This is a genomic window from Streptomyces sp. NPDC059852 (assembly GCF_042731455.1).
Lineage (GTDB): Bacteria > Actinomycetota > Actinomycetes > Streptomycetales > Streptomycetaceae > Streptomyces.
Genome location: NZ_JBHWJK010000037.1, coordinates 37,614 through 63,106, shown reverse-complemented (window position 1 = coordinate 63,106; position 25,493 = coordinate 37,614). Strand labels below are relative to the sequence as shown.

The following is a 25,493-nucleotide window of genomic DNA, read 5'->3' as shown; positions in this document are numbered from 1 at the left end:
TTCCCCCCGGCCGGTTTCTTTCTTCGTTTTTTTGCGGTGCGGGGGGGTCACCTCCCCACACCCACCGGTTCGGGACCCGGCCGTCGCCGTTGTGCCGTTACATATGCTGTACATCCACTGGGGCTGAAGCGGCGCCGCACACTGTAGGGGGCGGCGCGGCGGAGGCCGGACGCAGGTCACGGGCTGGAAGGCCGGGTGTCATACCTGTGAAGACGGCTGATCCGCACTGTCAGCAGCGGGTGTCCGTATTGCCGGTAAGGGTCTGGGAAGTGAATTTGAGCTGACCAAGCGCCTGGGTGCACGTGTCCAGGGTGGGGGTCCCGGCTGACCAGACCTCGATTCCCGGTCCGGTCCTCCGTCCCCATTCGGACGACTCCCCTACACGGATCCAGGCGGATATGGACCAAGATCCGTAGCTGTCCCGGAAACTCTGCCAGACATAGGCATACGCCCAATTTTTCCCGCAGCCCTTGAACTGCTTCACAGAGACGACGGGTTCTCCGTGAAACTTGATGTACCCCGTGCTTCCGATCTGAATGACCGAAGGGCAGTCCGGGGCCGTCTCAGCCGCAGCCGCAGGGCTTGAAGTATTGATGACGAGGCCGGCGGCGAGAGCCACCGTGGCGGCAGCTGCTGAGAGTAAGCGCTTCATGATCCCCCCGTATAAAGGTTTGGATTCGACGACGGAGATCATCTCACTACACATCAGTTACAACCCGCAACTGCGAGGTGAGTGCGGGTAGTTGCGGCGTCACCGAACCCTCACCCACCCCGACCGGAAGCCCGTGTCGGGGTGAGCGCGGGGGCGGCCGCCGGTTACGGCAGGGCCAGCATCCGCTCCAGCGCCAGCTTCGCGAACGCCTCGGTCTCCTTGTCGACCTCGATCCGGTTGACCAGGGTGCCCTCGGCCAGCGACTCCAGCGTCCACACCAGGTGGGGCAGGTCGATGCGGTTCATGGTCGAGCAGAAGCAGACCGTCTTGTCGAGGAAGACGATCTCCTTGCCCTCGGGCGCGAAACGGTTCGCCAGGCGGCGGACCAGGTTCAGCTCCGTGCCGATGGCCCACTTGGAGCCGGCCGGGGCGGCCTCCAGGGCCTTGATGATGTACTCGGTCGACCCGACGTAGTCGGCGGCGGCCACGACCTCGTGCTTGCACTCGGGGTGGACCAGGACGTTCACGCCGGGGATGCGCTCGCGCACGTCGTTGACGGAGTCCAGGCTGAAGCGGCCGTGCACCGAGCAGTGGCCGCGCCACAGGATCATCTTCGCCGCGCGCAGCTCGTCGGTGGTCAGGCCGCCGTTCGGCTTGTGCGGGTTGTAGACGACGCAGTCCTCCAGGGACATGCCCATGTCCCGCACGGCGGTGTTGCGGCCGAGGTGCTGGTCGGGCAGGAAGAGGACCTTCGTCGCCGAGGGCTCCCCCTGCTCGAAGGCCCAGTCCAGGGCGCGCTTGGCGTTGGACGACGTGCAGATCGTGCCGCCGTGCTTGCCCGTGAACGCCTTGATGTCCGCCGAGGAGTTCATGTACGAGACGGGCACGACCTGCTCGGCTATGCCGGCCTCGGTCAGCACGTCCCAGCACTCGGCGACCTGCTCGGCCGTCGCCATGTCGGCCATCGAGCAGCCGGCGGCCAGGTCGGGCAGGACGACCTTCTGGTCGTCGGAGGTCAGGATGTCCGCGGACTCCGCCATGAAGTGCACACCGCAGAACACGATGTACTCGGCCTCGGGGCGCGCGGCGGCGTCCCGGGCCAGCTTGAAGGAGTCACCGGTCACGTCCGCGAACTGGATGACCTCGTCGCGCTGGTAGTGGTGGCCGAGCACGAAGACCTTGTCGCCGAGCTTCTCCTTGGCCGCGCGGGCCCGCTCGACCAGGTCCGGGTCGGACGGCGAGGGCAGGTCACCGGGACACTCGACGCCGCGCTCGCTCCTCGGGTCGGCCTCGCGGCCGAGGAGCAGCAGGGCGAGGGGCGTCGGCTGTACGTCGAGCTCCTGGGTCTGGGCGGTGGTCACGACACGCACCCTTTCTGTTCTGCGGCTCGCCGGCGCCGGAAAACCGGTCCGGCGGGTCAAGCGGGACACCTTCTCCGACTTCTCGTCGGATTGACGCTATCTATCATAACCGCTTCACGTCAGTTTGACGATGGCGGTCGTGTCGATGTGACGTGAATCCCGGAACGGTCCGCTCGTCGCCCGCCACCAGGGCGCTGTCTGTGCCGCCGGGCATGTGCGAGCATGAAGAGGGCGAGCATGAGAAGCGGAAAAAGCACGCTCGGCCCGGAATGAATCCGCGGCCTTGCCGGTTGCACTCGTCGGCAAGCAGTCTCCGTACAACCCGGGAGAGATGTAGATGTCCGTATCGGACGAGACCAGCACCGCCACCGACGGCATCATTCTGAGCGACGCCGCCGCGGCCAAGGTCAAGGCCCTGCTGGACCAGGAAGGCCGTGACGACCTGGCTCTGCGTGTCGCCGTTCAGCCGGGTGGCTGCTCGGGCCTGCGCTACCAGCTCTTCTTCGACGAGCGTTCGCTCGACGGCGACGTCGTGAAGGACTTCGGCGGAGTCAAGGTCGTCACCGACCGCATGAGCGCCCCGTACCTGGGCGGCGCGTCCATCGACTTCGTCGACACCATCGAGAAGCAGGGCTTCACGATCGACAACCCCAACGCGACGGGCTCCTGCGCCTGCGGCGACTCGTTCAGCTAGCCGGACCGGCCGACCCCGGCCCGTCCGTGGAAAGGCGGCGACCCCCTCCGACGGGGCCGCCGCCTTCCTGTGTCCGGGGACTCCTCAACGCGCCCCGGACGTCTGCGGTGTCGCGGGCAGCCGCGCACCGGGCTTCTCCAGTGGCACGCCCTGCCCGTCCGTGCCCACGACCCTGCGGTCGCCGAGCGGCGCGTCCAGCCGCACGGTGCGGTGGAACACCTTGGCGATGAGGATGCAGACCTTCTCCGGCCGGGTCGTCTCCGTCACCCGGACCGTCACCGTGCCGCCGCTCTCGCTCGCCGTCACGTCGTAGTCCGCGCACACCCCGCCCGTGAAGGTCACCGTGAGGTCCCTGCCCTCGGCCTTGTAGCCCTCCACCGTCACGTTCCGGGTGACCGGCGAGGCGGACGGGTCGTCCTTCGGGCCGGACGGACGCGGGCTCGGCCCGGTCGTCGGCTCCTCGGACGGCGTGGCCAGATACGCCGGGTCGACCGCCGGATACGTCACCGTGAAGCGGTCCCGCGCGTCCTGCGCCCGCACCTGGAACAGCCAGGACGGCACCAGCGCCTGCCGGCCGTCCACCGCGTGCGCGGCCAGCCCGAAGACCGCCTTCTCGACGGTGACCGTGTCCTTCTTCGCCGACGGGTCCGCCGTCGCGTCGCAGGGCGCCTCCGGCCGGTCCTTCAGCGGTACGGGGTCGGCGCAGCCCCCGATGCCGCCGCGGCCGTCGCCACCGCCGGGGGTCTCGTTCATCAGGCCGAGCGTCTTGTCCGCGCTCAGCACGGGATAGGTGTCGCCCTTCACCGGGGTCGCGAGCAGACCGCTGCCGCCGACCACCTCGCCCTGGGCGTTCACGGTGACCCCGGTCGTCCAGCCGTAGGTGGGCAGCCCGTCCACCACCGGCTCGGCGCGCACCACCCGCTGGGCGCCCATGACCTGGCCCGCGTCCAGCTTCGCCCCGTCCTGCCCGGCCGCCTCCAGCACCGGCGCGGCCGCCTTCTTCGCGGCGTCCTCGGCCGGCGGGTCGCCGGCCCGTGCCGACGGGGTCTTCGCGCACCCGGCGACGCCCCGGCAGTCGTCGGTGCCGGCGGCGAACCGCTGGAACGTCCAGGCGCCCGGCGCCTGCTTGTCCACCTGGAGCGTGGGACCGGTGCCGTCCTTCACGCCGATGTGCCAGGTCTGCCCGCGGGACACGGGAGTGCCGTCCACGCCGAGTGCGTCGGCCAGCCGCTCCACGTCGTCCGCGCCGATCTGCCCCGCGGCCCGGTACACCGGCGCCGACCCCGGCCCGTCGGGCAGGTCGCCACCCGCCCGGTACCGCACGCCGTACGGGTTGGGCTCCCCGGGCGCGATGCCGTTCGAGGCGCCGCCCTCGGTGGCGCCGTCCAGATGCAGCGGCGGGGGAGGGGAGCCACCGGGCGCCCCGCTCGCGGCGGAGCCGTCCGACCCGCCCGAGGCGTTGGCGGCGAGATAGGCGCCGCCTCCGCCGATGAGCAGCACGGCGGCGGCGACGGAGGCGACGACAGCGGGTGACCGCCGCCGCCCGCCCTCGTCCGTTCCGCGATCGCCGTCCGACGCCCCGGCACCCGCGTCCGCGGCCTGCCCGGCACCTCCGCCAGCGGGGACCGACGCCCGCCCTTCGCCGACGGCGTCCGCGTCCCCCTGGCCCTCGGCGTCGGCCGTCCCGGCCCGCTGCTCGCCCTCGGCGTGCGTTTCCCGGTCGGCCTCCGAGGCCCCGGCGTCCAGCGCCCGACCCTCGCCGACGGCGTCCGCGTCCCCCCGGCCCTCAGCCTCGGCCGCCCCGTCGGCGTCGGGCACAGCGGCCCGCCGCTCACCCCCGGCGTCCGTCCCCCGTGCGCCGTCCGATGCCCCGGCCCCGGCGTCCCGCGCCTGCTCCTCGCCGGCGCTCGCGCCGTTCGGAGCCTCAGCCTCGGGCGAGCTCCCGGCGCCGGGCGCCGGCGAGCTCTCAGGGTGACCGCCGGAGGCGCTCGCCCCCGAGCTCTCAGGGTGACCGCCGGAGGCGCTCGCTCCCGAGTTCACCGGCCGACCGCCGGAGGCACCCGTGTCGTCGTTCTCGGGTCGCTCGGTGTTCACCGCATCGCTCCTTCGGCTGCGCACTGTCCCAAGGACCCTGACCCGGCCCTGTCAAAGGCGGATCGGTCGGGTCGTATCCCGCATCCCCTTCACGGGGGACGCCGATGGGACGCAGCGGGGGAGCGCACGGTTCCCCTGTGGGCGCCGGTCCGGGCGCGGAGTCCGGACCGGCGGCCGGTCAGTCGCCGTAGTCGGACATCGCGTCCAGCAGACGCGCCGACCTCGGCGGCACCGAGACCCCGTGGATGCGTGCGGGGGAGACCGGACGGGAAAGGACCCGGTCGGGGACGGCCCAGTGAGGTGCCATCCGCGCGCAGTCGCCGAGCAGAGAGGCCAGACCGGCCTCCTGGTCGGCCGGAACGGGAGCGCGGACCTCGAATTTCGTCATGGCGGCACCGTAAGCACGCCGGGGCCCGAGAAGAAAGATCTACTATCGGGTAGTTTCGGCCACTTCAGCAGGCCGGTCACGGAAGGTAGCGTGGACTGTCAACCCAACCTCCCCCCAGGAGACTCCCCGCCGTGCGCATCGCAGTCACCGGCTCCATCGCCACCGACCACCTCATGACCTTCCCGGGTCGCTTCGCCGACCAGTTCGTCGCGGACCAGCTGCACACGGTCTCGCTGTCGTTCCTGGTCGACAACCTGGACGTGCGCCGGGGCGGCGTGGGCGCGAACATCGCCTTCGGCATGGGCCAGCTGGGCACCGAGCCGATCCTGGTCGGCGCCGCCGGCTCCGACTTCGACGAGTACCGGGCCTGGCTGGACCGGCACGGCGTCGACACCGGCTCGGTCCGTATCTCCGAGACCCTGCACACCGCCCGCTTCGTCTGCACCACGGACGCCGACCACAACCAGATCGGCTCCTTCTACACGGGCGCGATGAGCGAGGCCCGCCTGATCGAGCTGAAGACCGTCGCGGACCGCGTGGGCGGCCTCGACCTGGTCCTGATCGGCGCCGACGACCCCGAGGGCATGCTCCGGCACACCGAGGAGTGCCGCTCCCGGCAGATCCCCTTCGCCGCCGACTTCTCCCAGCAGATCGCCCGCATGGACGGCGAGGAGATCCGGATACTGCTGGACGGCGCGACCTACCTCTTCTCCAACGAGTACGAGAAGGGCCTCATCGAGTCGAAGACCGGCTGGAGCGACGAGGAGATCCTGTCCAAGGTCGGCCACCGCGTCACCACGCTCGGCTCGCGCGGTGTGCGCATCGAGCGGCAGGGCGAGGACCCGATCGAGGTCGGCTGCCCCGAGGAGGAGCGCAAGGCCGACCCGACCGGCGTCGGCGACGCCTTCCGCGCCGGCTTCCTGTCCGGTCTGGCCTGGGGCGTCTCCCTGGAGCGGGCCGCCCAGGTCGGCTGCATGCTGGCGACCCTCGTCATCGAGACCGTCGGCACGCAGGAGTACCAGCTGCGCCGCGCCCACTTCATGGAGCGGTTCGCCAAGGCGTACGGGCACGACGCGAGCGAAGAGGTGCGGGCCCACCTCAAGTGAGCTCGGGGTTCTAGCCGATCCGGCGGACCAGGTAGGCCGTCCCCTGTTCCGCCGGTTCCTCGCCCACGTACTCCTGCCCCCGCATCTCGCACCAGGCCGGGATGTCCAGCCGGGCCGCCTCGTCGTCGGACAGGACCCGGACCAGCCCGCCCACCGGCACCTGGCCGATGACCTTGGCGAGCTCGATGACGGGGATCGGGCACCGCTTGCCCAGCGAGTCCACGACCAGCACGTCGTCCCCGTCCTGCCGGGCCACCGGCCCCGCGGCCGGCGCTTCCAGCTTCTCCCGGACCCCCGCCACCGCCCCCGGCAGCACCTCCAGGAACCGCTCCACGTCCTCGGCGCTCGCCCCGGGCGGCAGCGACACCCGGATGTTCCCCTCGCTCAGCACCCCCATCGCCTTCAGCACATGGCTGGGCGTCAGCGTGCTGCTCGTGCAGGACGAACCGGACGACACGGAGAACCCGGCCCGGTCCAGCTCGTGCAGCAATGTCTCCCCGTCGACATAGAGACACGAGAAGGTGACGATCCCGGGCAGCCGCCGCACCGGATCGCCGACCACCTCCACGTCCGGCACCAGCCGCGGCACCCGCGCCCGGATCCGCTCCGTCAGCTCCCTCAGCCGTACCGCCTCTTGGGCCGCCTCCGCCCGCACCGCCCGCAGCGAGGCCGCCGCCGCCACGATCGCCGGGATGTTCTCGAAGCCGGGCGCACGCCCCGACTCCCGCTCGTCCACCGGCCCTTGCGCGGCGAACCGCACCCCCTTGCGGACGACGAGGAGACCGACGCCCGACGGGCCGCCCCACTTGTGGGCGCTGCCGGTCAGCACCGACCAGCCGCCCTCGACCGGCCCCCAGCCGAGCGACTGCGCCGCGTCCACCAGCAACGGCACCCCGGCCTCCCGGCACACGGCGGCCACCTCCGCCACCGGCTGCTCGGTGCCCACCTCGTGGTTGGCCGACTGAAGGCACGCCAGCGCGGTGTCGGCACGCAGCGCCTCCCGATAGCCGTCCGCGGTCACCGACCCGCCGCGGTCCACCGCCACCTGACTGACCGAACCCCCCGCCGCTTCGTGCGCGTCAGCCGCATGGAGCACACAGGAGTGTTCGACGGCCGACACGATCAGGTGACGTCCGACCCGCCGCCGACCGCCCAACACCCCGGCGACACCGGTGTGGACCGCCAGCGTCCCGGACGGCGTGAACGACAGCTCGTCGGGCCGGCAGCCCACCGCATCGGCGGCCGCCTCCCGGGCGGCGTCGAGCAGCAACCGCGCCCGCCTGCCCTCCCGGTGGAGCCGTGCGGGGTCGGCCCACCCCTCGTCGAGCGAGGCCTGCAGGGCCTGCCGCGCGACGGGGTGGAGAGGAGCACTGGAAGCAGCGTCGAAGTAACCCACACGGCAACGCTAGACGCCCGGTCGGCGGCATGCCCAAAAGGGGCGCGGGGCCGTGACATCAGCGGCTCCGCCGCGGGGCGCGACAAGCCACGACGGACCTTCAGCCGCCAATCCAGCGAACCCCCCACCCCACTAGGCACCCCTCCCCGCGAACCCCCGGAGGGCGTCGGCTAGGGTTTGGTCCGCATAAACATCCAAACCCCTGCCCGACGCAGGGCGGCGACCGACCAGCGAGAAGGCCAGGCCGCAGCCGAACCGCGCGGGCGAGACTCTCGGGAAGGCGCTACGTGAGTCCCAACGGCTCCGACCGCTCGCCGCGGCGCCCGATGCGGCGGAAGCTGCTGCAGGCAATGACCGCGGGCCTGGTCCTGGCGACAGCCACCGGTTGCTCGTACAACTGGGAAGACTTCCCCCGCCTTGGTATGCCCACCCCGACCACGGAAGAGGCTCCGCGGATCCTCTCCCTGTGGCAGGGTTCCTGGGCGGCTGCGCTCGCCGTCGGCGTGCTGGTGTGGGGTCTGATCATCTGGAGCGCGATCTTCCACCGGCGCAGCCGGACGAAGGTCGAGGTTCCCCCGCAGACCCGGTACAACATGCCCATCGAGGCGCTGTACACCGTGGTCCCGCTCATCATCGTCTCCGTGCTGTTCTACTTCACGGCACGCGACGAGTCGAAGCTCCTCGAGCTCAAGGACAAGCCCGACGTCACGGTGAACGTGGTCGGCTTCCAGTGGAGCTGGTGCTTCAACATGGTCGCCGACGTCGAGGGCTCCACCGGTGACGCGAAGACGTCCAAGGAACTGGCCGCCATCCCGAACCGGTACAAGGACGACTTCCCGGCGAACGCCGGCGGCGTCTACGACTGCGGCACCCCCGGCACCCGGAACCCGCAGACGGGCAACCCGGGTCCGACCCTGTGGCTGCCGAAGGGCAAGACCGTCCGCTTCGTGCTCACCTCGCGTGACGTCATCCACTCCTTCTGGGTGGTGCCGTTCCTCATGAAGCAGGACGTCATCCCGGGCCACACCAACGCCTTCGAGGTGACCCCCAACCGTGAGGGCACCTTCCTGGGCAAGTGCGCCGAGCTGTGCGGCGTCGACCACTCCCGGATGCTGTTCAACGTGAAGGTCGTCTCCCCCGAGCGGTACGAGCAGCACCTCAAGGACCTCGCGAAGAAGGGGCAGACCGGTTACGTTCCCGCCGGCATCGCGCAGACGAGCCACGAGAAGAACCGGGAGACGACAAACCTGTGAGCATCGTCAACGAACCCTTGGGTGCCGCCGAGGCGGGCACCTATGAGAACGAACTGCCGGTCCGTCGCCGACAGCCCGGCAACGTCGTGGTCAAGTGGCTCACCACCACCGACCACAAGACGATCGGCACGCTGTACCTGGTCACGTCGTTCGTGTTCTTCGTGATCGGTGGCGTGATGGCGCTGCTCATGCGCGCCGAGCTGGCCCGGCCCGGTCTGCAGATCATGTCGAACGAGCAGTTCAACCAGGCGTTCACGATGCACGGCACGATCATGCTGCTGATGTTCGCGACGCCGCTGTTCGCGGGCTTCGCGAACTGGATCATGCCGTTGCAGATCGGCGCGCCGGACGTGGCGTTCCCGCGGCTGAACATGTTCGCCTACTGGCTGTACCTGTTCGGCTCGCTCATCGCGGTGGGCGGCTTCCTGACCCCGCAGGGCGCGGCCGACTTCGGCTGGTTCGCCTACAGCCCGCTGTCGGACGCGGTGCGCTCGCCCGGTGTCGGCGCCGACATGTGGATCATGGGTCTGGCCTTCTCCGGCTTCGGCACGATCCTCGGCTCGGTCAACTTCATCACCACGATCATCTGCATGCGCGCGCCGGGCATGACCATGTTCCGCATGCCGATCTTCGTGTGGAACGTGCTGCTGACCGCGGTGCTGGTCCTGCTGGCCTTCCCGGTGCTGGCGGCGGCGCTGTTCGCGCTGGAGGCGGACCGCAAGTTCGGCGCCCACGTGTTCGACTCGGCCAACGGCGGGGCGTTGCTGTGGCAACACCTGTTCTGGTTCTTCGGGCATCCAGAGGTGTACATCATCGCGCTGCCGTTCTTCGGCATCATCAGTGAGGTCATCCCGGTCTTCTCCCGCAAGCCGATGTTCGGCTACATGGGTCTGATCGCGGCGACCATCGCCATCGCGGGCCTGTCCGTCACCGTGTGGGCGCACCACATGTACGTCACCGGCGGTGTACTGCTTCCGTTCTTCTCCTTCATGACGTTCCTCATCGCCGTCCCCACCGGTGTGAAGTTCTTCAACTGGATCGGAACGATGTGGAAGGGCTCGTTGTCCTTCGAGACACCGATGCTCTGGGCGGTCGGCTTCCTGATCACCTTCACCTTCGGTGGTCTGACCGGTGTCATCCTGGCCTCGCCGCCGATGGACTTCCACGTCTCCGACTCGTACTTCGTGGTGGCGCACTTCCACTACGTCGTGTTCGGCACCGTCGTCTTCGCCATGTTCTCCGGCTTCCACTTCTGGTGGCCGAAGATGACCGGCAAGATGCTCGACGAGCGCCTGGGCAAGATCACCTTCTGGACGCTGTTCATCGGCTTCCACGGCACCTTCCTGGTCCAGCACTGGCTGGGTGCCGAGGGCATGCCCCGTCGTTACGCGGACTACCTGGCGGCCGACGGCTTCACCGCCCTGAACACGTTCTCGACGATCAGCTCGTTCGTGCTCGGCCTGTCGCTCCTGCCGTTCTTCTACAACGTCTGGAAGACGGCCAAGTACGGCAAGCCGGTCGGCGTCGACGACCCGTGGGGCTACGGCCGTTCGCTCGAATGGGCGACGTCCTGCCCGCCGCCGCGGCACAACTTCATCACCCTGCCGCGGATCCGTTCCGAATCCCCGGCGTTCGACCTGCATCACCCTGAGATCGCCGCACTCGACCAGCTCGAGAACGCGCCTCACGGTGACAAGGCTCTGGCTGGTGGCAAGGAGGCCGGCAAGTGAAGATCCAGGGCAGGATGTTCATGTGGCTGAGCGTCTTCATCCTCGCCATGGCGATCGTCTATGGCGTGTGGTCGAAGGAGCCGGCCGGTACCACGGCCCTCTTCCTGGCCTTCGGTCTTGCGATCATGATCGGCTTCTACCTGGGCTTCACGGCCCGGCGGGTGGACGCCGGCGCGCAGGACGACAAGGAGGCGGACGTCGCGGACGACGCCGGCGAGGTGGGCTTCTTCAGCCCGCACAGCTGGCAGCCCCTCTCCCTCGCGATCGGTGGCGCTCTCGCGTTCCTGTCGATCGCGGTCGGCTGGTGGCTGATGTACTTCTCGCTGCCGATGATCCTCATCGGCATCTGGGGCTGGGTCTTCGAGTACTACCGCGGTGAGAACCGCACCCAGTGACCTGAGCGCGTAGCACCGGGAGCCCGGACCCTCCGTCAGGAGGGTCCGGGCTCCCGCCGTTCGCGCCGTTCCCCGTCACCCGAACGCATGACTCGGCGCGCCGCTCCCGACGCCGCTTCCTAGCGTGAGTCCATGAGCCAAACACCGCGCACGAGCACTGTCATAGGCTGCGCGCTGCTGCTGATCGCGCTCGGCGCGAGTGCCGCAGGCTGCAGCAGCGACGGCAACCCGCTCTCCGCCGAGCCGTACGACGCGGCGGAGCAGATCGCCTTCAACGGCCCCATAGGCGACGGCCGGAAGGTCGACCCCGACAAGCCCCTGGAGATCACCTCCGAGGACTCCGACGGCCGTATCACCGACGTCGTCGCCCAGGACGCCACAGGACGTCGTGTGGCGGGCGAACTCTCCGCCGACGGCACCCGGTGGCACAGCACGTCCCCGCTGGCCGCCGACGCCCGCTACACGGTCCGCGTGAGCACGGAGGACGAGGACGGCGCCCCCGGCCGCCGGGTCGTCACCTTCGACACCAGCAGGCCGGCCAGCAAGAAGCAGCTGACGGTCACCTTCGGCCCCCGGGCCGGCACGTACGGCGTGGGCCAGCCCGTCACCGCGAAGCTGAGCGCGCCCGTCACGACCAAGGAGCAGCGGGCCACGGTCGAGCGGGCCCTGCGGGTGGAGTCCATACCCGCCGTCGACGGCGCCTGGCACTGGGTCGACGACACCGAACTCCACTACCGGCCCAAGGACTACTGGCCGGCCGGCGCCACCGTCCGGGCGCGCAGCAATCTGGAGGGCATCCGGGTGGGCGACCGGCTGCGGGGCGGCAGGTCCAAGCCCCTCACCCTCGACATCGGCGACCGGGTCATCGCCGTCACGGACGCCGCGGCGCACGTGATGACCGTCCACCGCAACGGCGAGGTCATCCGCGAGATACCGGTCACCACGGGCAAGCCCGGCTACGACACGCGCAACGGCGTCAAGGTCGTCCTCGCCAAGGAGGGCACCGTTCGGATGACCAGCGCGAGCATCGGCTCGTCGGACTTCTACGACCTCATCGTGCATCACTCGGTACGCCTCACCAACAGCGGTGAGTACGTCCACGCCGCCCCCTGGTCGACCGGCTCCCAGGGCTACGCCAACGTCAGCCACGGCTGCACGGGCATGAGCAACGACAACGCCGCCTGGTTCTACGACACCATCAAGGAAGGCGACGTCGTCGAGGTGGTGAACTCGGGCGGCGAGATGATGGCGCCCTTCGGCAACGGCTACGGCGACTGGAACCTCAGCTGGCGCAAGTGGCGCGTCGGCAGCGCCCTCGTGGGCGGTACGCCGGACGGCCCCAGCCCGGCCGAGCGGGCCAGGCTGAGACCGCAGAACGTCTGACCGCGGGCGGCAGGGGCCCCGCGCAAGCCCTCTAGGCGCTCTGGAGGCGCCTGGTGCGCAGCAGGGAGGCCAGGGCCTCGGCGAACTCCACGGGCTCCACGGGGAGCGTCACAGCCGCCTCGGCGCGGCTCCAGGTGGCGAGCCACGCGTCCTGCGGGCGTCCCATGAGGAGCAGCACGGGCGGGGCCTGGAACACTTCGTCCTTGATCTGCTTGCACAGCCCCATGCCGCCCATCGGCACGGCCTCGCCGTCCAGGACGCAGACGTCGATCCCGCCCTTGTCCAGCTCCTTCACGACGGCGGCCGGCGTCGCGCACTCCACGAACTCCACCACCGGCACGTCCGGTGCGGGCCGGCGCCCGGTGGCGAGCCGCACCTGCTCGCGGGTGTTGGAGTCGTCGCTGTAGACCAGCACCGTGGCGGTCTGCTGCATGGGTTCCTCCGTGACGTCGGCGTCGTAAGGACAGGGCCCGTTGGGCCGGATGCTACTCCCTTGAACACCACGTCAACACCGGTATGGACGGGGAAGACACTCCGAACGGCACCCCCCGGAGTGAGGGCGGGATAAGCGACCGACATAATGTCGGTCGTGGCGACAGCAACGACAGTAGAAACCGGGCACGCGCACCCGTCGGTCAACAGGCCGAACCTCACCAGCGTCGGAACCATCATCTGGCTGAGTTCCGAGCTGATGTTCTTCGCGGCCCTCTTCGCGATGTACTTCACCCTGCGATCGGTGACGGGACCCGAGTTCTGGGCAGAGAAGGCCGAGGCCTTGAACTTCCCGTTCTCGGCGACGAACACCACGATCCTGGTGCTCTCCTCACTCACCTGCCAGCTCGGCGTCTTCGCCGCCGAGCGCGGTGACGTGAAGAAGCTCCGGGGCTGGTTCATCGTCACCTTCATCATGGGTGCGATCTTCATCGGCGGTCAGGTGTACGAGTACACCGAGCTGGTCAAGCACGAGGGCCTCTCGCTCTCGTCGGACCCGTACGGCTCGGTGTTCTACCTGACCACCGGCTTCCACGGACTGCACGTGACAGGCGGCCTCATCGCCTTCCTGCTGGTCCTCGGCCGCACCTACGCGGCCCGGAGGTTCACGCACGAACAGGCGACCGCTGCGATCGTCGTGTCCTACTACTGGCACTTCGTCGATGTCGTCTGGATCGGCCTCTTCGCCACGATCTACATGATCAAGTAGCCGGGCCCGATCCCGCGCGCGTTCCACCAACGCACCTACCAGAAGCATCGACGCAGAAGATCCTGACACCGGGGTAATCCGTGAAAAAGCTCTCCGCACGACGACGCCATCCGCTGGCGGCAGTCGTCGTCCTACTCCTCGCGCTGGCGTGCACGGGGGGGCTGTACGCCGTGTTCGCGCCCGCGGACAAGGCGCAGGCCGAGGAATCCGCCCAGTCCCTCACCATCGAGGAGGGCAAGAAGCTCTACACCGTCGGCTGCGCCAGCTGCCACGGAACCGATGGTCAGGGCACCTCCGACGGTCCGAGCCTGGTGGGCGTCGGCGCGGCCGCCGTGGACTTCCAGGTCTCGACGGGCCGCATGCCGGCCGCCACCTCCCAGGGCGCCCAGGTCCCCGCGAAGAAGAACATCTACTCGCAGGCCGAGATCGACCAGCTCGCGGCGTACGTCGCCTCTCTGGGCGCCGGTCCCTCCGTCCCGACGAAGGACCAGTACGACCCCGAGGGCGCGGACATCGCCAAGGGCGGTGAGCTCTTCCGCAACAACTGCGCCCAGTGCCACAACTTCACCGGCAAGGGCGGCGCCCTGACGAAGGGCAAGTACGCCCCGAGCCTGGAGGGCGTCGAGCCCAAGCACATCTACGAGGCCATGCAGACGGGCCCGCAGAACATGCCGTCCTTCCCCGACACCACCATGCCGGAGCAGAACAAGAAGGACATCATCGCGTACCTGCACGCGGTCAACAGCGACGAGACGGAGAACCCCGGCGGTCTGGAGCTGGGCGGCCTCGGGCCGGTCAGTGAGGGCCTCTTCGCCTGGATCTTCGGCCTCGGTGCCCTGATCGCGGTCGCCATCTGGGTCGCAGCTCGGACCGCAAAGGCCAGGAAGTCATGAGTAGCCAAGACATCCCAGAAGAGAAGTCGCCCGCGGAGCAGGGCGCCCACGTCGCGGTGGCGGACGAGAAGCAGCCGTTCGCCGACCCCGGGCTGCCTCCTCACGAGCACCGGATCCAGGACGTCGACGAGCGGGCCGCCAAGCGGTCCGAGCGCACGGTCGCCCTGCTGTTCACGGTGTCCATGCTGGCCACCGTCGGCTTCATCGCCTCGTACGTGGCGATCCCGCACGACAAGTCGATCTTCGTCTTCCCGATCGGTCACCTCAACGCGCTGAACTTCGCGCTGGGTCTGACCCTGGGGCTGGCGCTGTTCAGCATCGGCGCGGGCGCGGTCCACTGGGCCCGCACGCTGATGTCGGACGTCGAGGTCGCCGACGAGCGGCACCCGATCGCCGCGGAGCCCGACGTCAAGGCCAAGGTCATGGCCGACTTCAAGCAGGGCGCCAAGGAGTCGGCCCTCGGCCGGCGCAAGCTGATCCGCAACACGATGTTCGGCGCGCTGGCCCTGTTCCCGCTCTCCGGCGTCGTGCTGCTGCGCGACCTCGGCCCGCTGCCCGGCACCAAGCTGCGCCACACGCTGTGGTCCAAGGGCAAGCTGCTCGTCAACATGAACACGAACGAGCCGCTGCGTCCCGAGGACGTCGCGGTCGGTTCGCTGACCTTCGCCAAGCCCGAGGGCCTGGAGGAGGACGACCACGAGTTCCAGAACGAGATCGCCAAGGCGGCCCTGATGATCATCCGGCTCGAGCCGGACGACATCAAGGACAAGCGGGAACTCGACTGGTCCCACCAGGGCATCGTGGCGTACTCGAAGATCTGCACCCACGTCGGTTGCCCGATCTCCCTGTACGAGCAGCAGACGCACCACGCGCTCTGCCCCTGCCACCAGTCCACCTTCGACCTCTCCGACGGCGCCAAGGTCATCTTCGGCCCGGCCGGTCACCCCCTGCCGCAGCTGCGCATCGGTGTGAACGACGAGGGCTACCTCGAGGCGCTCGGCGACTTCACGGAGCCCGTCGGTCCTGCATTCTGGGAGCGCGGATGAGCACTTCAGAGACCACCGAGTCCCGCTCTCGCGGGAAGGCGCCGGCCGGCGAACGCGTCGCCGACTGGGCCGACGGCCGCCTGGGGATCTACTCCCTGGCCAAGGCCAACATGCGCAAGATCTTCCCCGACCACTGGTCGTTCATGCTGGGTGAGGTCTGCCTCTACAGCTTCATCATCATCATCCTCACGGGTGTGTACCTGACGCTGTTCTTCCACCCGTCGATGAACGAGGTGGAGTACCACGGCAGCTACGTCCCGCTGCAGGGCCAGCTGATGAGTGAGGCGTTCAGCTCCACGCTGCACATCTCCTTCGACGTGCGCGGCGGTCTGCTCATCCGGCAGATCCACCACTGGGCGGCGCTGATCTTCCTCGCCGGCATGTTCGTGCACATGATGCGCGTGTTCTTCACGGGCGCGTTCCGCAAGCCGCGTGAGATCAACTGGCTGTTCGGCTTCCTGCTGTTCGTCCTGGGCATGTTCACCGGTTTCACCGGCTACTCGCTCCCGGACGACCTGCTCTCCGGCACCGGTGTCCGCTTCACCGAGGGCGCGATCCTGTCCATGCCGATCGTCGGCACGTACATCTCGTTCTTCCTCTTCGGCGGCGAGTTCCCGGGTGTCGACTTCGTGGCCCGGTTCTACTCGATCCACATCCTGCTGCTGCCGGGCATCATGCTCGGCCTGGTCGTCGGCCACCTGATCCTGGTCTTCTACCACAAGCACACGCAGTTCGCGGGTCCCGGAAAGACCAACAAGAACGTCGTCGGCATGCCGCTGCTGCCGGTCTACATGGCCAAGGCCGGAGGCTTCTTCTTCCTGGTCTTCGGTGTCATCGCGATCATCGCGGCCATCGCGCAGATCAACCCGGTCTGGGCCATCGGCCCCTACCGACCGGACATGGTCTCCACCGGCGCCCAGCCCGACTGGTACATGGGCTTCGCCGAGGGTCTGGTCCGGTACATGCCGGGCTGGGAGATCAACCTGTGGGGTCACACGCTGGTCCTCGGCGTGTTCATCCCGCTGGTCCTGTTCGGCGTGGTCCTCGCGGCCATCGCGGTCTACCCGTTCATCGAGTCCTGGGTCACCGGCGACAAGCGCGAGCACCACATCCTGGACCGCCCGCGCAACGCCCCGACGCGCACCGCGTTCGGCGTCGCCTGGATCACGGTGTACATGATCGGTCTGGTCGGCGGTGGCAACGACCTGTGGGCCACCCACTTCCACCTGTCGATCAACGCGGTCACCTGGTTCGTCCGGATCAGCTTCTTCGTCGGACCGGTCCTCGCGTTCATCATCACCAAGCGCATCTGCCTCGGCCTCCAGCGCCGGGACAAGGACAAGGTGCTGCACGGCCGCGAGTCGGGCATCATCAAGCGCCTGCCGCACGGTGAGTTCATCGAGATCCACGAGCCGCTCAGCCAGGACGCGATGTACACGCTCACCGCGCACGAGCAGTACAAGCCGGCCGAGATCGGCCCGACGGTCGACGAGAACGGCGTCGAGCGCAAGGTGAAGGCGTCCGAGAAGCTGCGCGCCAAGCTCAGCAAGTCGTACTACGGCCCGGACGGCCAGATCCCCAAGCCGACCGTCGAGGAGTACAAGGAGATCACGAGCGGCCACGGCCACCACTGATCGCTGCATCGCCACACACGCAGAGGGGCCCCGTCCGGTTGCCGGACGGGGCCCCTCTCGGTGTCCCGCGCCTGGATAGGGTGGACCCCGTTGAGACCGATGTCCCGGAGTGCGGGACACCTGACCCTGGAGCGGCTGATGAGCGCTGTGACCCCCGCTGGAGGCGACACCGCGGCGGGCCGTTCCTGGCCCGAGGTATTGAGCGCCCTGCTGGCCGGCCGGGATCTGAGCGCCGCCGACACCGCCTGGGCGATGGACCGCTTCATGAGCGGCGAGGCGTCCGACGCGCAGATCGCCGGGTTCATGGTCGCCCTGCGCGCCAAGGGCGAGACGGTCGAGGAGATCAACGGCCTGGTCGAGGCGATGTACGCGCACGCGCAGCCCCTGGACATCCCGGGGCCGGCCGTCGACATCGTGGGCACGGGAGGCGACCGGGCCAGGACGGTCAACATCTCCACCATGTCCGCCGTCGTGATCGCCGGGGCCGGGGCCAAGGTCGTCAAGCACGGCAACCGCGCCTCGTCCTCCGCGAGCGGCTCCTCCGACGTGCTGGAGAAGCTGGGGATCAACCTGGACCTGTCCCCCGAAGGGGTGGCCCGGGTGGTCGACGAGGCCGGGATCACCTTCTGCTTCGCGGCCAGGTTCCACCCCTCGATGCGGTTCGTCGGCGGGGTCCGCCGGGACCTCGGCATCCCGACGTCGTTCAACCTGCTCGGCCCGCTCACCAACCCGGCGCGGGTCGGCGCCTCGGCCGTCGGCTGCTTCGACACACGGATGGCGGGGCTGATCGCCGGTGTCCTCGCCGAGCGGGGCTCCTCCGCGCTCGTGTTCCGCGGCGACGACGGCCTCGACGAGCTGACGACGACGGCGACCTCCCGGGTGTGGGTGGTGCGCGACGGCGCGGTCCGTGAGGAGGGCTTCGACCCGCGGGACGTCGGCATCGAGCTGGTGCCGGTGGAGGCCCTGCGCGGCGCCGACGCCTCCTACAACGCGGAGGTGGCCCGGCGACTGCTGGAGGGGGAGGCCGGGCCGGTGCGGGACGCCGTCCTGCTCAATTCGGCCGCCGCGCTGGTCGCCCTGGAGCCCACGGACGCTCCGCTGACCGAGCAGATCCGGCTCGGCATGGCGAAGGCCGCCGAGTCCATCGACTCCGGCGCGGCCAAGCGGACGCTGGAGCGCTGGGTGGCCGCCAGCAACGCCTGACGCACGAGACGCCGTCCCGCGATCCGGACATGGGTTGCGGGACGGCGATCATCTCGCGTACGTTCCCGTACCAGGTCATGAGTGACAGTCATGAGGCCCCGGCCGACTGTCCGGCAACCCTCCGTCCGTGGCGGGGTGCCCCGGGTGAAGACCAGGCCGCAGGCAGCGAGGTCTGCGGCAAGCGCGGATCCCTCACGATTCCAGGGATCCTGGTCGTCGAGGAGTCTCCCGTGAGCAAGCGAATGCGATAGGGCCGCCGAGCCCCGCCTCCGCACACCCTTCTTCACTTTCACTTCTTCTCTCACGGGAGTTCCGTCATGTCCGTCTCCAGTGCTGCCTCCGTCCAGGACGTCTGTTCCCCGCTGCCCGTTCTGGGCGGCGATGTCACCGTCCCGCTCGTCACCGGCGGCGAGGTCACCTACGCCGCCCTCGACTACGCCGCCAGCGCCCCCGCCCTCCAGCGCGTCTGGGACGACGTGGCCGCCTACGCGCCGTACTACGGCAGCGTCCACCGGGGCGCCGGGTACCTCTCGCAGCTCTCCACCGATCTGTTCGAGAACGCCCGCCGGACCGTCGCCGAGTTCCTCGGCTGCCGCGACGACGACCAGGTCGTCTTCACGCGCTCCACCACCGACTCGCTCAACCTGCTCGCCGCCGCGCTCCCGGCCGGCTGCCGGGTCTTCGTCTTCGAGACCGAGCACCACGCCTCCCTGCTGCCGTGGCGCGACGCCCAGGTCACCTACCTCGACGCGCCCCGCACCCCCGGCGAGGCCGTACGGACCCTGGAGCGGGCCCTGGCCGACCGCGACCCCTACGGTCCCGCCCTCGTCTGTGTCACCGGCGCCTCCAACGTCACCGGCGAGCTGTGGCCCGTACAGGAGCTGGCGGCGGCCGCGCACGCGCACGGCGCCCGGATCGTGCTCGACGCCGCGCAGCTCGCCCCGCACCACCCGGTGAGCGTCCGCGACCTGGACGTCGACTGGGTCGCCTTCTCCGGGCACAAGCTGTACGCCCCGTTCGGCTCCGGCGTGCTCGCGGGCCGCTCCGACTGGCTGCGGGAGGCGGAGCCGTACCTCGCGGGCGGCGGCGCCAGCCGCTCGGTGACCCGGCGCGAGGACGGGGGCGTGGACGTCGAGTGGCACGACGGCGCCGCCCGGCACGAGGCAGGCTCCCCGAACGTCATCGGCGCCTACGCCGTCGCCTCCGCCTGCAAGGCGCTCACCGAGGCCGGCTTCGACAGCCTGGTCGCCCGGGAGCGGTACCTGATCGAGAAGGTGCGGGCAGGCCTCGCCGAGGTGCCCGAGGTGCGCGTGCTGTCGCTGTTCGGCGACGACGCCCCGCGCGTCGGCGTGATCTCCTTCGTCGTGGAGGGCTGGAACAGCTCCCACTTCGCCGCCGCCCTGTCCGCCGAGTACGGCATCGGCGTCCGCGACGGCCTGTTCTGCGCCCACCCGCTGGTGCGGACCCTGCTGGGCGGCGACCCGCAGAGCCAGGGGGAGTGCGGCGCCCCGGAGGCGGCGCCGGGCGAGAAGTCCCTCAACGCGATCCGGGTCAGCTTCGGCGCCGGAACGCCGGACGAGCACGTCGAGCGGTTCGTCACGGCCGTGCGGGAGCTGGTGACGGACGGCGCCCGGTGGAAGTACCGGACCGAGAACGGCCGTTGTGTGCCGGACACCTCGGCCTGAGCGGTCTGCGCCCGGCGGCGCGCCGACGCCGCCGGGGACGCTTCCCGGACTCAGCTGTCGAGGCCGATGGCGAACGCGGCCTCCAGGTCGTGCTGGGAGTAGGTGCGGAAGGCGACGTGCGTGTCGGTGCCCTCGACCCCGGGGATCTTGCTGATCCGGCCCGGGATGACCTCCGCCAGGTCCTCGTGCCGCTTCACCCGCACCATGGCGATCAGGTCGTAGGTGCCGGTGACCGAGAAGACCTCGCTGACGCTGTCCAGCGACGCGATCCGCTCGGCGATCTCGGGGATCCGGTCCACGCTGGTCTTGATGAGGACGATCGCGGTGATCACGGCTTGTTCTCTCCCTCGGGGGCCGGAGCTCGGGTGCTCCTCACTCTAGTGCGCCGCCCGAAGCGCGCCCACGCGTAGCCGAAGCCCAGGCCGAAGCCCACCAGGTGCGCCAGATACGCCACCCCCGGCCCCGCTTCCGCCCGGCTCGCCGCGACCCACTGGACGGCCACCCAGAAGGGCAGCACGACCCAGGCGGGGAAGCGCAGCGGCAGGAGGAGCAGGAACGGCAGCAGGCTTGTCACCCGTGCCGTGGGGAACAGGAAGAGGAACGCGCCGAGGACCGCCGAGATCGCCCCGGACGCGCCGACCAGGGGCTGGGTGGAGTCCTCGTTCGCGGCGGCGTAGCCCAGCAGGGCCAGATAGCCGCAGCCCAGGCAGAACAGCGTGAACTGCACCCGGCCCATCCGCTCCTCGGTCATCGCGCCGAACACGTAGAGGAAGAGCATGTTGCCGAGCAGGTGCACCCAGCTGCCGTGCACGAACAGGGCCGTGAGCGGGGTCAGCGCCGCCCGGGGCGCACCCGTGAAGAGGTCCGCGGGCACCACGCCCCAGCGGTGGAAGTAGGACCGCTGCGCGGCGAGCAGCTCCTCACCGGAGCCGAACGCCGGGTTGAGTCCGGCCGCCGGGCCCGCCAGGAACAGCGCGGCGCACAGGACGATCAGGGTGTGGGTGACCGGTGCCGACGGTCTGCGGCCCGCGGTGCCGGACCGGGCCGGGGAGCGCGCCGGGCGCCAGGTGCGGATCATGAATACAGAGCATGACGTAACGGGACGCACTCCCGCAGACCGCCTCGCCGCCGTGGACGGACGGGCGGCGAGTACCCGCCAGGCCGTAGGGTTACGAGCCACACGTCCCGGCGGCCCGGGGCGTCGCGGACAATAGAAGGCCTAGAAGGAAAGAGCGCGGTCACGATGACGGTTCCCCTGCCCACCGAGACGACGCGGTGGCGCTGCACGCTCTGCGGCAACCTCACCCGCTTCGACGTGACGCGTTCGTCCAGGGTCGTGGAGTACGTCCACCTCGATCTGGCCGGCGAGCCCAAGGTCGAGGAGCGCGAGGTGCTCAGTGAGACGATCGAGTCGGTGCGCTGCCGCTGGTGCAACGCCGTGGACAAGGTGGAGCTCGTGGACAGGCCGGGCGCCGATTCCTGACGGGGACGGCACCGTACACGTATTGGGGTGACGGATGGTGGAGACACAAGGCGGGGGGCCGGACGACGGCGCCGCCGAGGTGCTCGACCGTCCGCTGCCCGACGGCGTGCGCCGCAGGGTCGTGCAGATCGTGTCCGACGGGTTCGGCGGGCTGACCGTGGGCGAACTGCCCGCGCAGCTGCGGCAGTACGCCAGATTCGCGCCGAACCGCCGGGCGAAGTTCGCCGGGAACGCGATGGCGGCCGCGCTGGAGACCGATCCGCTGTTCCGTCAGCGCATCGGGGAGAAGCTCAGAGAGGCCCAGCCGGAACTCACCGGCGCCCTCGACTCCGGTTCGGCACCCGCGGCCGCGGACCCGCTCGACGTGGCGGCCGCGGCCTATGTGCTGCGGCCCGTGGGCTGGGTCAAGCTGGTCACCGCGGCCGGCGAGGAGGCCCAGCGGGCCGACGCCGAGCGGGCCGGCGAGGAGAGCCGCGCCGAGCTGGAGCGGCTGCGCGAGGAGCTGGCGCAGGCCCGCGAGCACACCCGGCACGAGACCGAGCGGCTGCGCGCGGAGCTGGACGCGGCGAAGAAGGAGGCCGAGTCCCTGCACCGCAAGCTGCGCTCGGCCCTCAGCGACGTCAAGCGCGGCGAGGCGGCCCTGCGCAAGGCCCAGGCCGAGACCGAGGGCGTACGGGCCGAGGGGAGCACCCGGGTGTCGGCGGCCGAGAGCGAGACCCGGCGCCTCAAGGCGCGGCTCGCGGAGGCCGAGGCGGCCCTGGAGGCCACGCGCCGCGCCGCCCGCGAGGGGCGCAGCGTGGAGGACATGCGCGTACGGCTGCTCCTGGACACCCTGCTGGACGCCACGCAGGGGCTGCGCCGCGAACTGGCGCTGCCGCCGGTGTCGGTGCGTCCGGCCGAGACCGTGGACGCCGTCGAGCCGGGCCGGATGACCCCCAAGGACATCGCCGCGCGGGCGCTGTCCGAGCACGATCCGGCCATCCTCGACCAGCTTCTCGCCCTGCCCCAGGCTCACTTGGTGGTCGACGGCTACAACGTCACGAAGACCGGCTATCCGCAGATGCCGCTGGAGAAGCAGCGGCTGCGGCTCCTCGGCCAGCTCTCGCAGCTCGCCGCGCAGACCGGCGCCGAGGTGACGTGTGTCTTCGACGGGGCCGAGCTGGCCGCGCCGGTGCTGCTGGCGCCGCCGCGCGGTGTGCGGGTGCTCTTCTCCAAGCCGGGGGTCACCGCCGACGAGCTGATCCGTCAGCTCGTGCGCGCCGAGCCGCCCGGCCGGCCGGTCATCGTCGCCTCGACGGACCGCGAGGTGGCGGACGGGGTCGCGCGCGCCGGCGCACGCCCGGTGGCATCTGCGGTACTTCTCAAGCGCCTGTCCTGAAGCGCCAACGTACAGGCGCAATGCCCGAATTGACGGGTCGGTCGCGCCACCCAGCGTCAATCCGACGTGACGACCTGTGAGTTGTGTGTAAAGAATGACGGCTGGGGTGAGATTTTTCCGGTGAGGATTTGATCTGATCACAAGAGGGTCACTAGGGTCTGGCCTCGAACCTCCGAGCGGGTGATCACTCAGAAGAAGGAGTTCACCTCCGTGGCGTCCCACCGTCGACCCAAGCAGCCGAGCCGTGCACGTGTGACCGTGCTCACCACCGCGGCAGCCGCCGCCGTGGCCATCAGTTCCCAGGCGGCCAACGCGGCACCCAGCGAGAAGCCGAGCAAGGACGAGGTCAAGGCGAAGGTCGACGCCCTCTACGAGCAGGCCGAGCAGGCCACCGAGAAGTACAACGGGGCCAAGGAGAAGCAGGAGAAGCTCCAGAAGGAGATCTCCACGATCCAGGACAACGTCGCCCGGGGCCAGGAGGACCTGAACGAGCTCCGCGACGCCATGGGTCTCGCCGCCGCCGCGCAGTACCGCACCGGCAGCATCGACTCCTCCGTCCAGCTGTTCCTGTCGGCCGACCCGGACGACTACCTGGACAAGGCGTCCACGATGGACCAGCTGAGCGCTCAGCAGGTCGAGTCGCTGAAGAAGATCCAGGACAAGCAGCGCGAGCTCGCGCAGCAGCGCGCCGAGGCCGCGGACAAGCTCAAGGACCTCTCCGCCACCCGCACCGAGCTGGGCAAGAAGAAGAAGGAAGTCCAGGGCAAGCTGGGCGAGGCGCAGAAGCTGCTCAACAGCCTCACCGCCGCCGAGAAGGCCGCCCTCGCCGCCGAGGACGCCCGCGCCAGCCGCTCCGCCTCGGACCGCGTGGACCTCGGCAACACCGCCCCCGGCTCGGGCCGCGCCATGGCCGCCTTCCAGGCCGCCCAGAGCAAGATCGGCTCGCCCTACGTCTACGGCGCCTCCGGCCCGTCCTCCTTCGACTGCTCGGGCCTGACCTCCTGGGCCTTCGCCCAGGCCGGTGTCGGCATCCCGCGCACCTCGCAGGCGCAGGCCAACTACGGCACCAGGATCTACAGCCAGTCCCAGCTCAAGGTCGGCGACCTGGTCATCTTCTACGGCGACCTGCACCACGTCGGCTTCTACGCCGGCAACGGCCAGGTCCTGCACGCCCCGCGCTCCGGCACGGTCGTGCGCTACGAGTCGATCAACAACATGCCGTTCCAGTTCGGCGTCCGGATCTGACCCGGAGCACCCCGCAAGATCAACACCGGGTGCCGCCCGATCGGGCGAATTACGGTACCGCCGCCTGACCCCGCGCCCCGCCGATGACCTGCGTCAGAGGCGGGGCGTCACGGTGTGTGCCCACGACGGCCGTTGGCCGCCGCCCTGCGCACGGAGCTACTGTCTGCCGCGTTTCCCCCGACGCCGGGGGAGCAGTCGTTGTCCGCCAGCGGAAGGAGCGCGGCTTCCCGTGGGGTCCCATCGTCGCCTTGCATCACCCGGGTTCGACCGGGGCACCGGCACAGCGCTGTGCGTCCTGTCCGCGGCGGCCGCCGCCCTCGGCGCCGTACCGGCGGTCGCCGCGCCGCACGACGACACCCGGGCCGAGGTGGACCGCCTCTACACGGAGGCCGAGAAGGCCACCGAGGCGTACAACCGGGCCGAGGAACGCGCCGAGAAGCTGCGCACCGAGGTCAGGACCGCCCAGGACCGCATCGCCCGCCAGCAGCAGGACATCAACTCCAAGCGGGACGCGCTCGGTTCGCTGGCCGGCGCCCAGTACCGCTCGGGCGGCATCGACCCGTCCCTCGCCCTGCTGCTCTCCGACGACCCGGCCGACTACCTCGACCGCGCCGCCACGCTCGCCCGGATCAGCGCCCACCACGCGGGCGAGCTCAAGGACCTCCAGGACGCCATGCGCGAACTCGCCCAGGAGCGCTCCGAAGCGGCCGGGAAACTCGCCGAGCTCGACAAGAGCCGCCGGTCGGTCGTCGCGCACAAGCGCACCGTCGAGCAGAAGCTCACCCAGGCCCGCCGGCTCCTCAACTCCCTGACGGCAGCCGACCGCGCCGCCTACGACCGGGTCTCCCGCTCCGGCCGGACCGAACTGCCCGGCCTCGGCGACGCCCTGCCCGCCTCGGGCCGCGCCGCCGCGGCCGTCGCCGCCGCCCAGTCCGCGCTCGGCAGGCCGTACGTGTGGGGCGCCAACGGGCCGTCCGGCTTCGACTGTTCGGGCCTGATCCAGTGGTCGTACGCCCAGGCCGGCGTCGCCCTGCCGCGCACCTCGCAGGGCCAGCGGTACGCCGGCCGGCAGGTCCCGCTCTCCGAGGCCCGGCCCGGCGACATCGTCACCTACCGCTCCGACGCCAGCCACGTCGGGATGTACATGGGCAACGGCCAGGTGATCCACGCGCCCTACCCGGGAGCGCCCGTGCGCTACGACCCGGTCGGCATGATCCCCGGGGCGACCGTCACCAGGGTCTGACCTCCGCGCCCGCCCCGCCGTACGATCGGG

23 protein-coding genes and 1 riboswitch are annotated in these 25,493 nt (G+C 70.2%); of the genes, 16 read left to right on the top strand and 7 right to left on the bottom strand.

The window, feature by feature from the left end; translation table 11 throughout:
* Positions 1-816 precede the first annotated feature (816 nt).
* Entirely contained in the window at positions 817-2,013 is a 1,197-nt protein-coding gene (gene nadA, locus ACFV46_RS31645) for a quinolinate synthase NadA (RefSeq protein WP_376729909.1), read from the bottom strand.
* Positions 2,014-2,350: 337 nt separating this feature from the next.
* On the opposite strand from nadA, the gene ACFV46_RS31640 reads away from it, so the two are divergent.
* A complete protein-coding gene (locus ACFV46_RS31640; protein ID WP_030951236.1) occupies positions 2,351-2,707 on the top strand; it encodes an iron-sulfur cluster assembly accessory protein in 357 nt (118 codons plus the stop codon).
* 84 nt (positions 2,708-2,791) lie between these two features.
* Here the strand turns inward: ACFV46_RS31640 and ACFV46_RS31635 are convergent, their stop codons facing one another.
* Both ACFV46_RS31635 and ACFV46_RS31630 read right to left on the bottom strand, forming a co-directional pair.
* Positions 2,792-4,801: a hypothetical protein gene (locus ACFV46_RS31635; RefSeq protein WP_385500763.1), complete on the bottom strand. Its 2,010-nt coding sequence runs from the start codon at positions 4,799-4,801 to the stop codon at positions 2,792-2,794.
* A 178-nt stretch (positions 4,802-4,979) separates the two neighbouring features.
* Positions 4,980-5,189, bottom strand: a complete 210-nt coding sequence (locus ACFV46_RS31630; RefSeq protein WP_361934666.1) for a hypothetical protein — start codon at positions 5,187-5,189, stop codon at positions 4,980-4,982.
* Between the two features lie 131 nt (positions 5,190-5,320).
* On the opposite strand from ACFV46_RS31630, the gene ACFV46_RS31625 reads away from it, so the two are divergent.
* On the top strand, positions 5,321-6,295 hold the full coding sequence (locus tag ACFV46_RS31625; protein ID WP_361934663.1) for a carbohydrate kinase family protein: 975 nt from the start codon (positions 5,321-5,323) through the stop codon (positions 6,293-6,295).
* A gap of 10 nt (positions 6,296-6,305) precedes the next feature.
* Here the strand turns inward: ACFV46_RS31625 and ACFV46_RS31620 are convergent, their stop codons facing one another.
* Positions 6,306-7,691 carry a cysteine desulfurase/sulfurtransferase TusA family protein gene (locus ACFV46_RS31620; protein WP_385500761.1) on the bottom strand — a complete coding sequence of 462 codons (1,386 nt, stop codon included), beginning with the start codon at positions 7,689-7,691 and terminating at the stop codon, positions 6,306-6,308.
* A gap of 287 nt (positions 7,692-7,978) precedes the next feature.
* On the opposite strand from ACFV46_RS31620, the gene coxB reads away from it, so the two are divergent.
* From coxB to ACFV46_RS31600, 4 genes are all read left to right on the top strand, one after another.
* Positions 7,979-8,944 carry a cytochrome c oxidase subunit II gene (gene coxB / locus ACFV46_RS31615; protein WP_361934657.1) on the top strand — a complete coding sequence of 322 codons (966 nt, stop codon included), beginning with the start codon at positions 7,979-7,981 and terminating at the stop codon, positions 8,942-8,944.
* The gene (ctaD, locus tag ACFV46_RS31610) at positions 8,941-10,674 is read left to right on the top strand and encodes a cytochrome c oxidase subunit I (RefSeq protein WP_385500760.1); all 1,734 of its coding nucleotides are present in this window, start codon (positions 8,941-8,943) and stop codon (positions 10,672-10,674) included. Before coxB ends, ctaD begins: the two co-directional genes overlap by 4 nt.
* Complete coding sequence (locus ACFV46_RS31605; RefSeq protein ID WP_361935138.1) at positions 10,671-11,069, top strand: cytochrome c oxidase subunit 4; 399 nt, start codon at positions 10,671-10,673, stop codon at positions 11,067-11,069. The genes ctaD and ACFV46_RS31605 overlap by 4 nt, the downstream gene beginning before the upstream one ends.
* Positions 11,070-11,201: 132 nt before the next feature.
* Positions 11,202-12,452: an Ig-like domain-containing protein gene (locus ACFV46_RS31600; RefSeq protein WP_361935135.1), complete on the top strand. Its 1,251-nt coding sequence runs from the start codon at positions 11,202-11,204 to the stop codon at positions 12,450-12,452.
* A 31-nt stretch (positions 12,453-12,483) separates the two neighbouring features.
* Here ACFV46_RS31600 and ACFV46_RS31595 read toward each other — a convergent pair whose 3' ends face one another.
* Complete coding sequence (locus ACFV46_RS31595; RefSeq protein WP_361935132.1) at positions 12,484-12,885, bottom strand: hypothetical protein; 402 nt, start codon at positions 12,883-12,885, stop codon at positions 12,484-12,486.
* A 147-nt stretch (positions 12,886-13,032) separates the two neighbouring features.
* Here ACFV46_RS31595 and ACFV46_RS31590 point away from each other — a divergent pair, with 147 nt between their 5' ends.
* The 6 genes from ACFV46_RS31590 to ACFV46_RS31565 all read left to right on the top strand — a co-directional run bounded on the left by ACFV46_RS31590 (position 13,033) and on the right by ACFV46_RS31565 (position 20,114).
* A complete protein-coding gene (locus ACFV46_RS31590) occupies positions 13,033-13,653 on the top strand; it encodes a heme-copper oxidase subunit III (protein WP_055624516.1) in 621 nt (206 codons plus the stop codon).
* Positions 13,654-13,733: 80 nt separating this feature from the next.
* Positions 13,734-14,546, top strand: a complete 813-nt coding sequence (locus ACFV46_RS31585; protein WP_361935129.1) for a c-type cytochrome — start codon at positions 13,734-13,736, stop codon at positions 14,544-14,546.
* Positions 14,543-15,592, top strand: a complete 1,050-nt coding sequence (locus ACFV46_RS31580) for a Rieske 2Fe-2S domain-containing protein (protein WP_361935126.1) — start codon at positions 14,543-14,545, stop codon at positions 15,590-15,592. Before ACFV46_RS31585 ends, ACFV46_RS31580 begins: the two co-directional genes overlap by 4 nt.
* Positions 15,589-17,226: a cytochrome bc complex cytochrome b subunit gene (locus ACFV46_RS31575; protein ID WP_361935123.1), complete on the top strand. Its 1,638-nt coding sequence runs from the start codon at positions 15,589-15,591 to the stop codon at positions 17,224-17,226. Before ACFV46_RS31580 ends, ACFV46_RS31575 begins: the two co-directional genes overlap by 4 nt.
* 138 nt (positions 17,227-17,364) lie before the next feature.
* Entirely contained in the window at positions 17,365-18,429 is a 1,065-nt protein-coding gene (trpD, locus tag ACFV46_RS31570) for an anthranilate phosphoribosyltransferase (RefSeq protein WP_376729506.1), read from the top strand.
* 73 nt (positions 18,430-18,502) lie between these two features.
* Positions 18,503-18,619: riboswitch (SAM riboswitch) on the top strand.
* A 127-nt stretch (positions 18,620-18,746) separates the two neighbouring features.
* Positions 18,747-20,114 carry an aminotransferase class V-fold PLP-dependent enzyme gene (locus ACFV46_RS31565; RefSeq protein WP_385500758.1) on the top strand — a complete coding sequence of 456 codons (1,368 nt, stop codon included), beginning with the start codon at positions 18,747-18,749 and terminating at the stop codon, positions 20,112-20,114.
* Between the two features lie 50 nt (positions 20,115-20,164).
* Here ACFV46_RS31565 and ACFV46_RS31560 read toward each other — a convergent pair whose 3' ends face one another.
* Together ACFV46_RS31560 and ACFV46_RS31555 are read right to left on the bottom strand one after the other, a co-directional pair.
* Positions 20,165-20,446, bottom strand: a complete 282-nt coding sequence (locus ACFV46_RS31560; RefSeq protein ID WP_062674842.1) for an Lrp/AsnC family transcriptional regulator — start codon at positions 20,444-20,446, stop codon at positions 20,165-20,167.
* Positions 20,443-21,192 carry a rhomboid family intramembrane serine protease gene (locus ACFV46_RS31555; protein ID WP_385500757.1) on the bottom strand — a complete coding sequence of 250 codons (750 nt, stop codon included), beginning with the start codon at positions 21,190-21,192 and terminating at the stop codon, positions 20,443-20,445. Before ACFV46_RS31555 ends, ACFV46_RS31560 begins: the two co-directional genes overlap by 4 nt.
* Before the next feature lie 165 nt (positions 21,193-21,357).
* Here ACFV46_RS31555 and ACFV46_RS31550 point away from each other — a divergent pair, with 165 nt between their 5' ends.
* The 4 genes from ACFV46_RS31550 to ACFV46_RS31535 all read left to right on the top strand — a co-directional run bounded on the left by ACFV46_RS31550 (position 21,358) and on the right by ACFV46_RS31535 (position 25,463).
* Positions 21,358-21,597: a hypothetical protein gene (locus ACFV46_RS31550; protein ID WP_361935114.1), complete on the top strand. Its 240-nt coding sequence runs from the start codon at positions 21,358-21,360 to the stop codon at positions 21,595-21,597.
* A gap of 34 nt (positions 21,598-21,631) precedes the next feature.
* Entirely contained in the window at positions 21,632-22,975 is a 1,344-nt protein-coding gene (locus ACFV46_RS31545) for an NYN domain-containing protein (RefSeq protein WP_385500756.1), read from the top strand.
* Between the two features lie 210 nt (positions 22,976-23,185).
* Positions 23,186-24,220, top strand: coding sequence for an NlpC/P60 family protein (locus ACFV46_RS31540; RefSeq protein ID WP_385500764.1), 1,035 nt, complete (start codon positions 23,186-23,188; stop codon positions 24,218-24,220).
* Between the two features lie 229 nt (positions 24,221-24,449).
* Positions 24,450-25,463 (top strand): NlpC/P60 family protein, encoded by a 1,014-nt coding sequence (locus ACFV46_RS31535; protein WP_361935109.1) that lies wholly within the window; start codon positions 24,450-24,452, stop codon positions 25,461-25,463.
* Positions 25,464-25,493 lie beyond the last annotated feature (30 nt).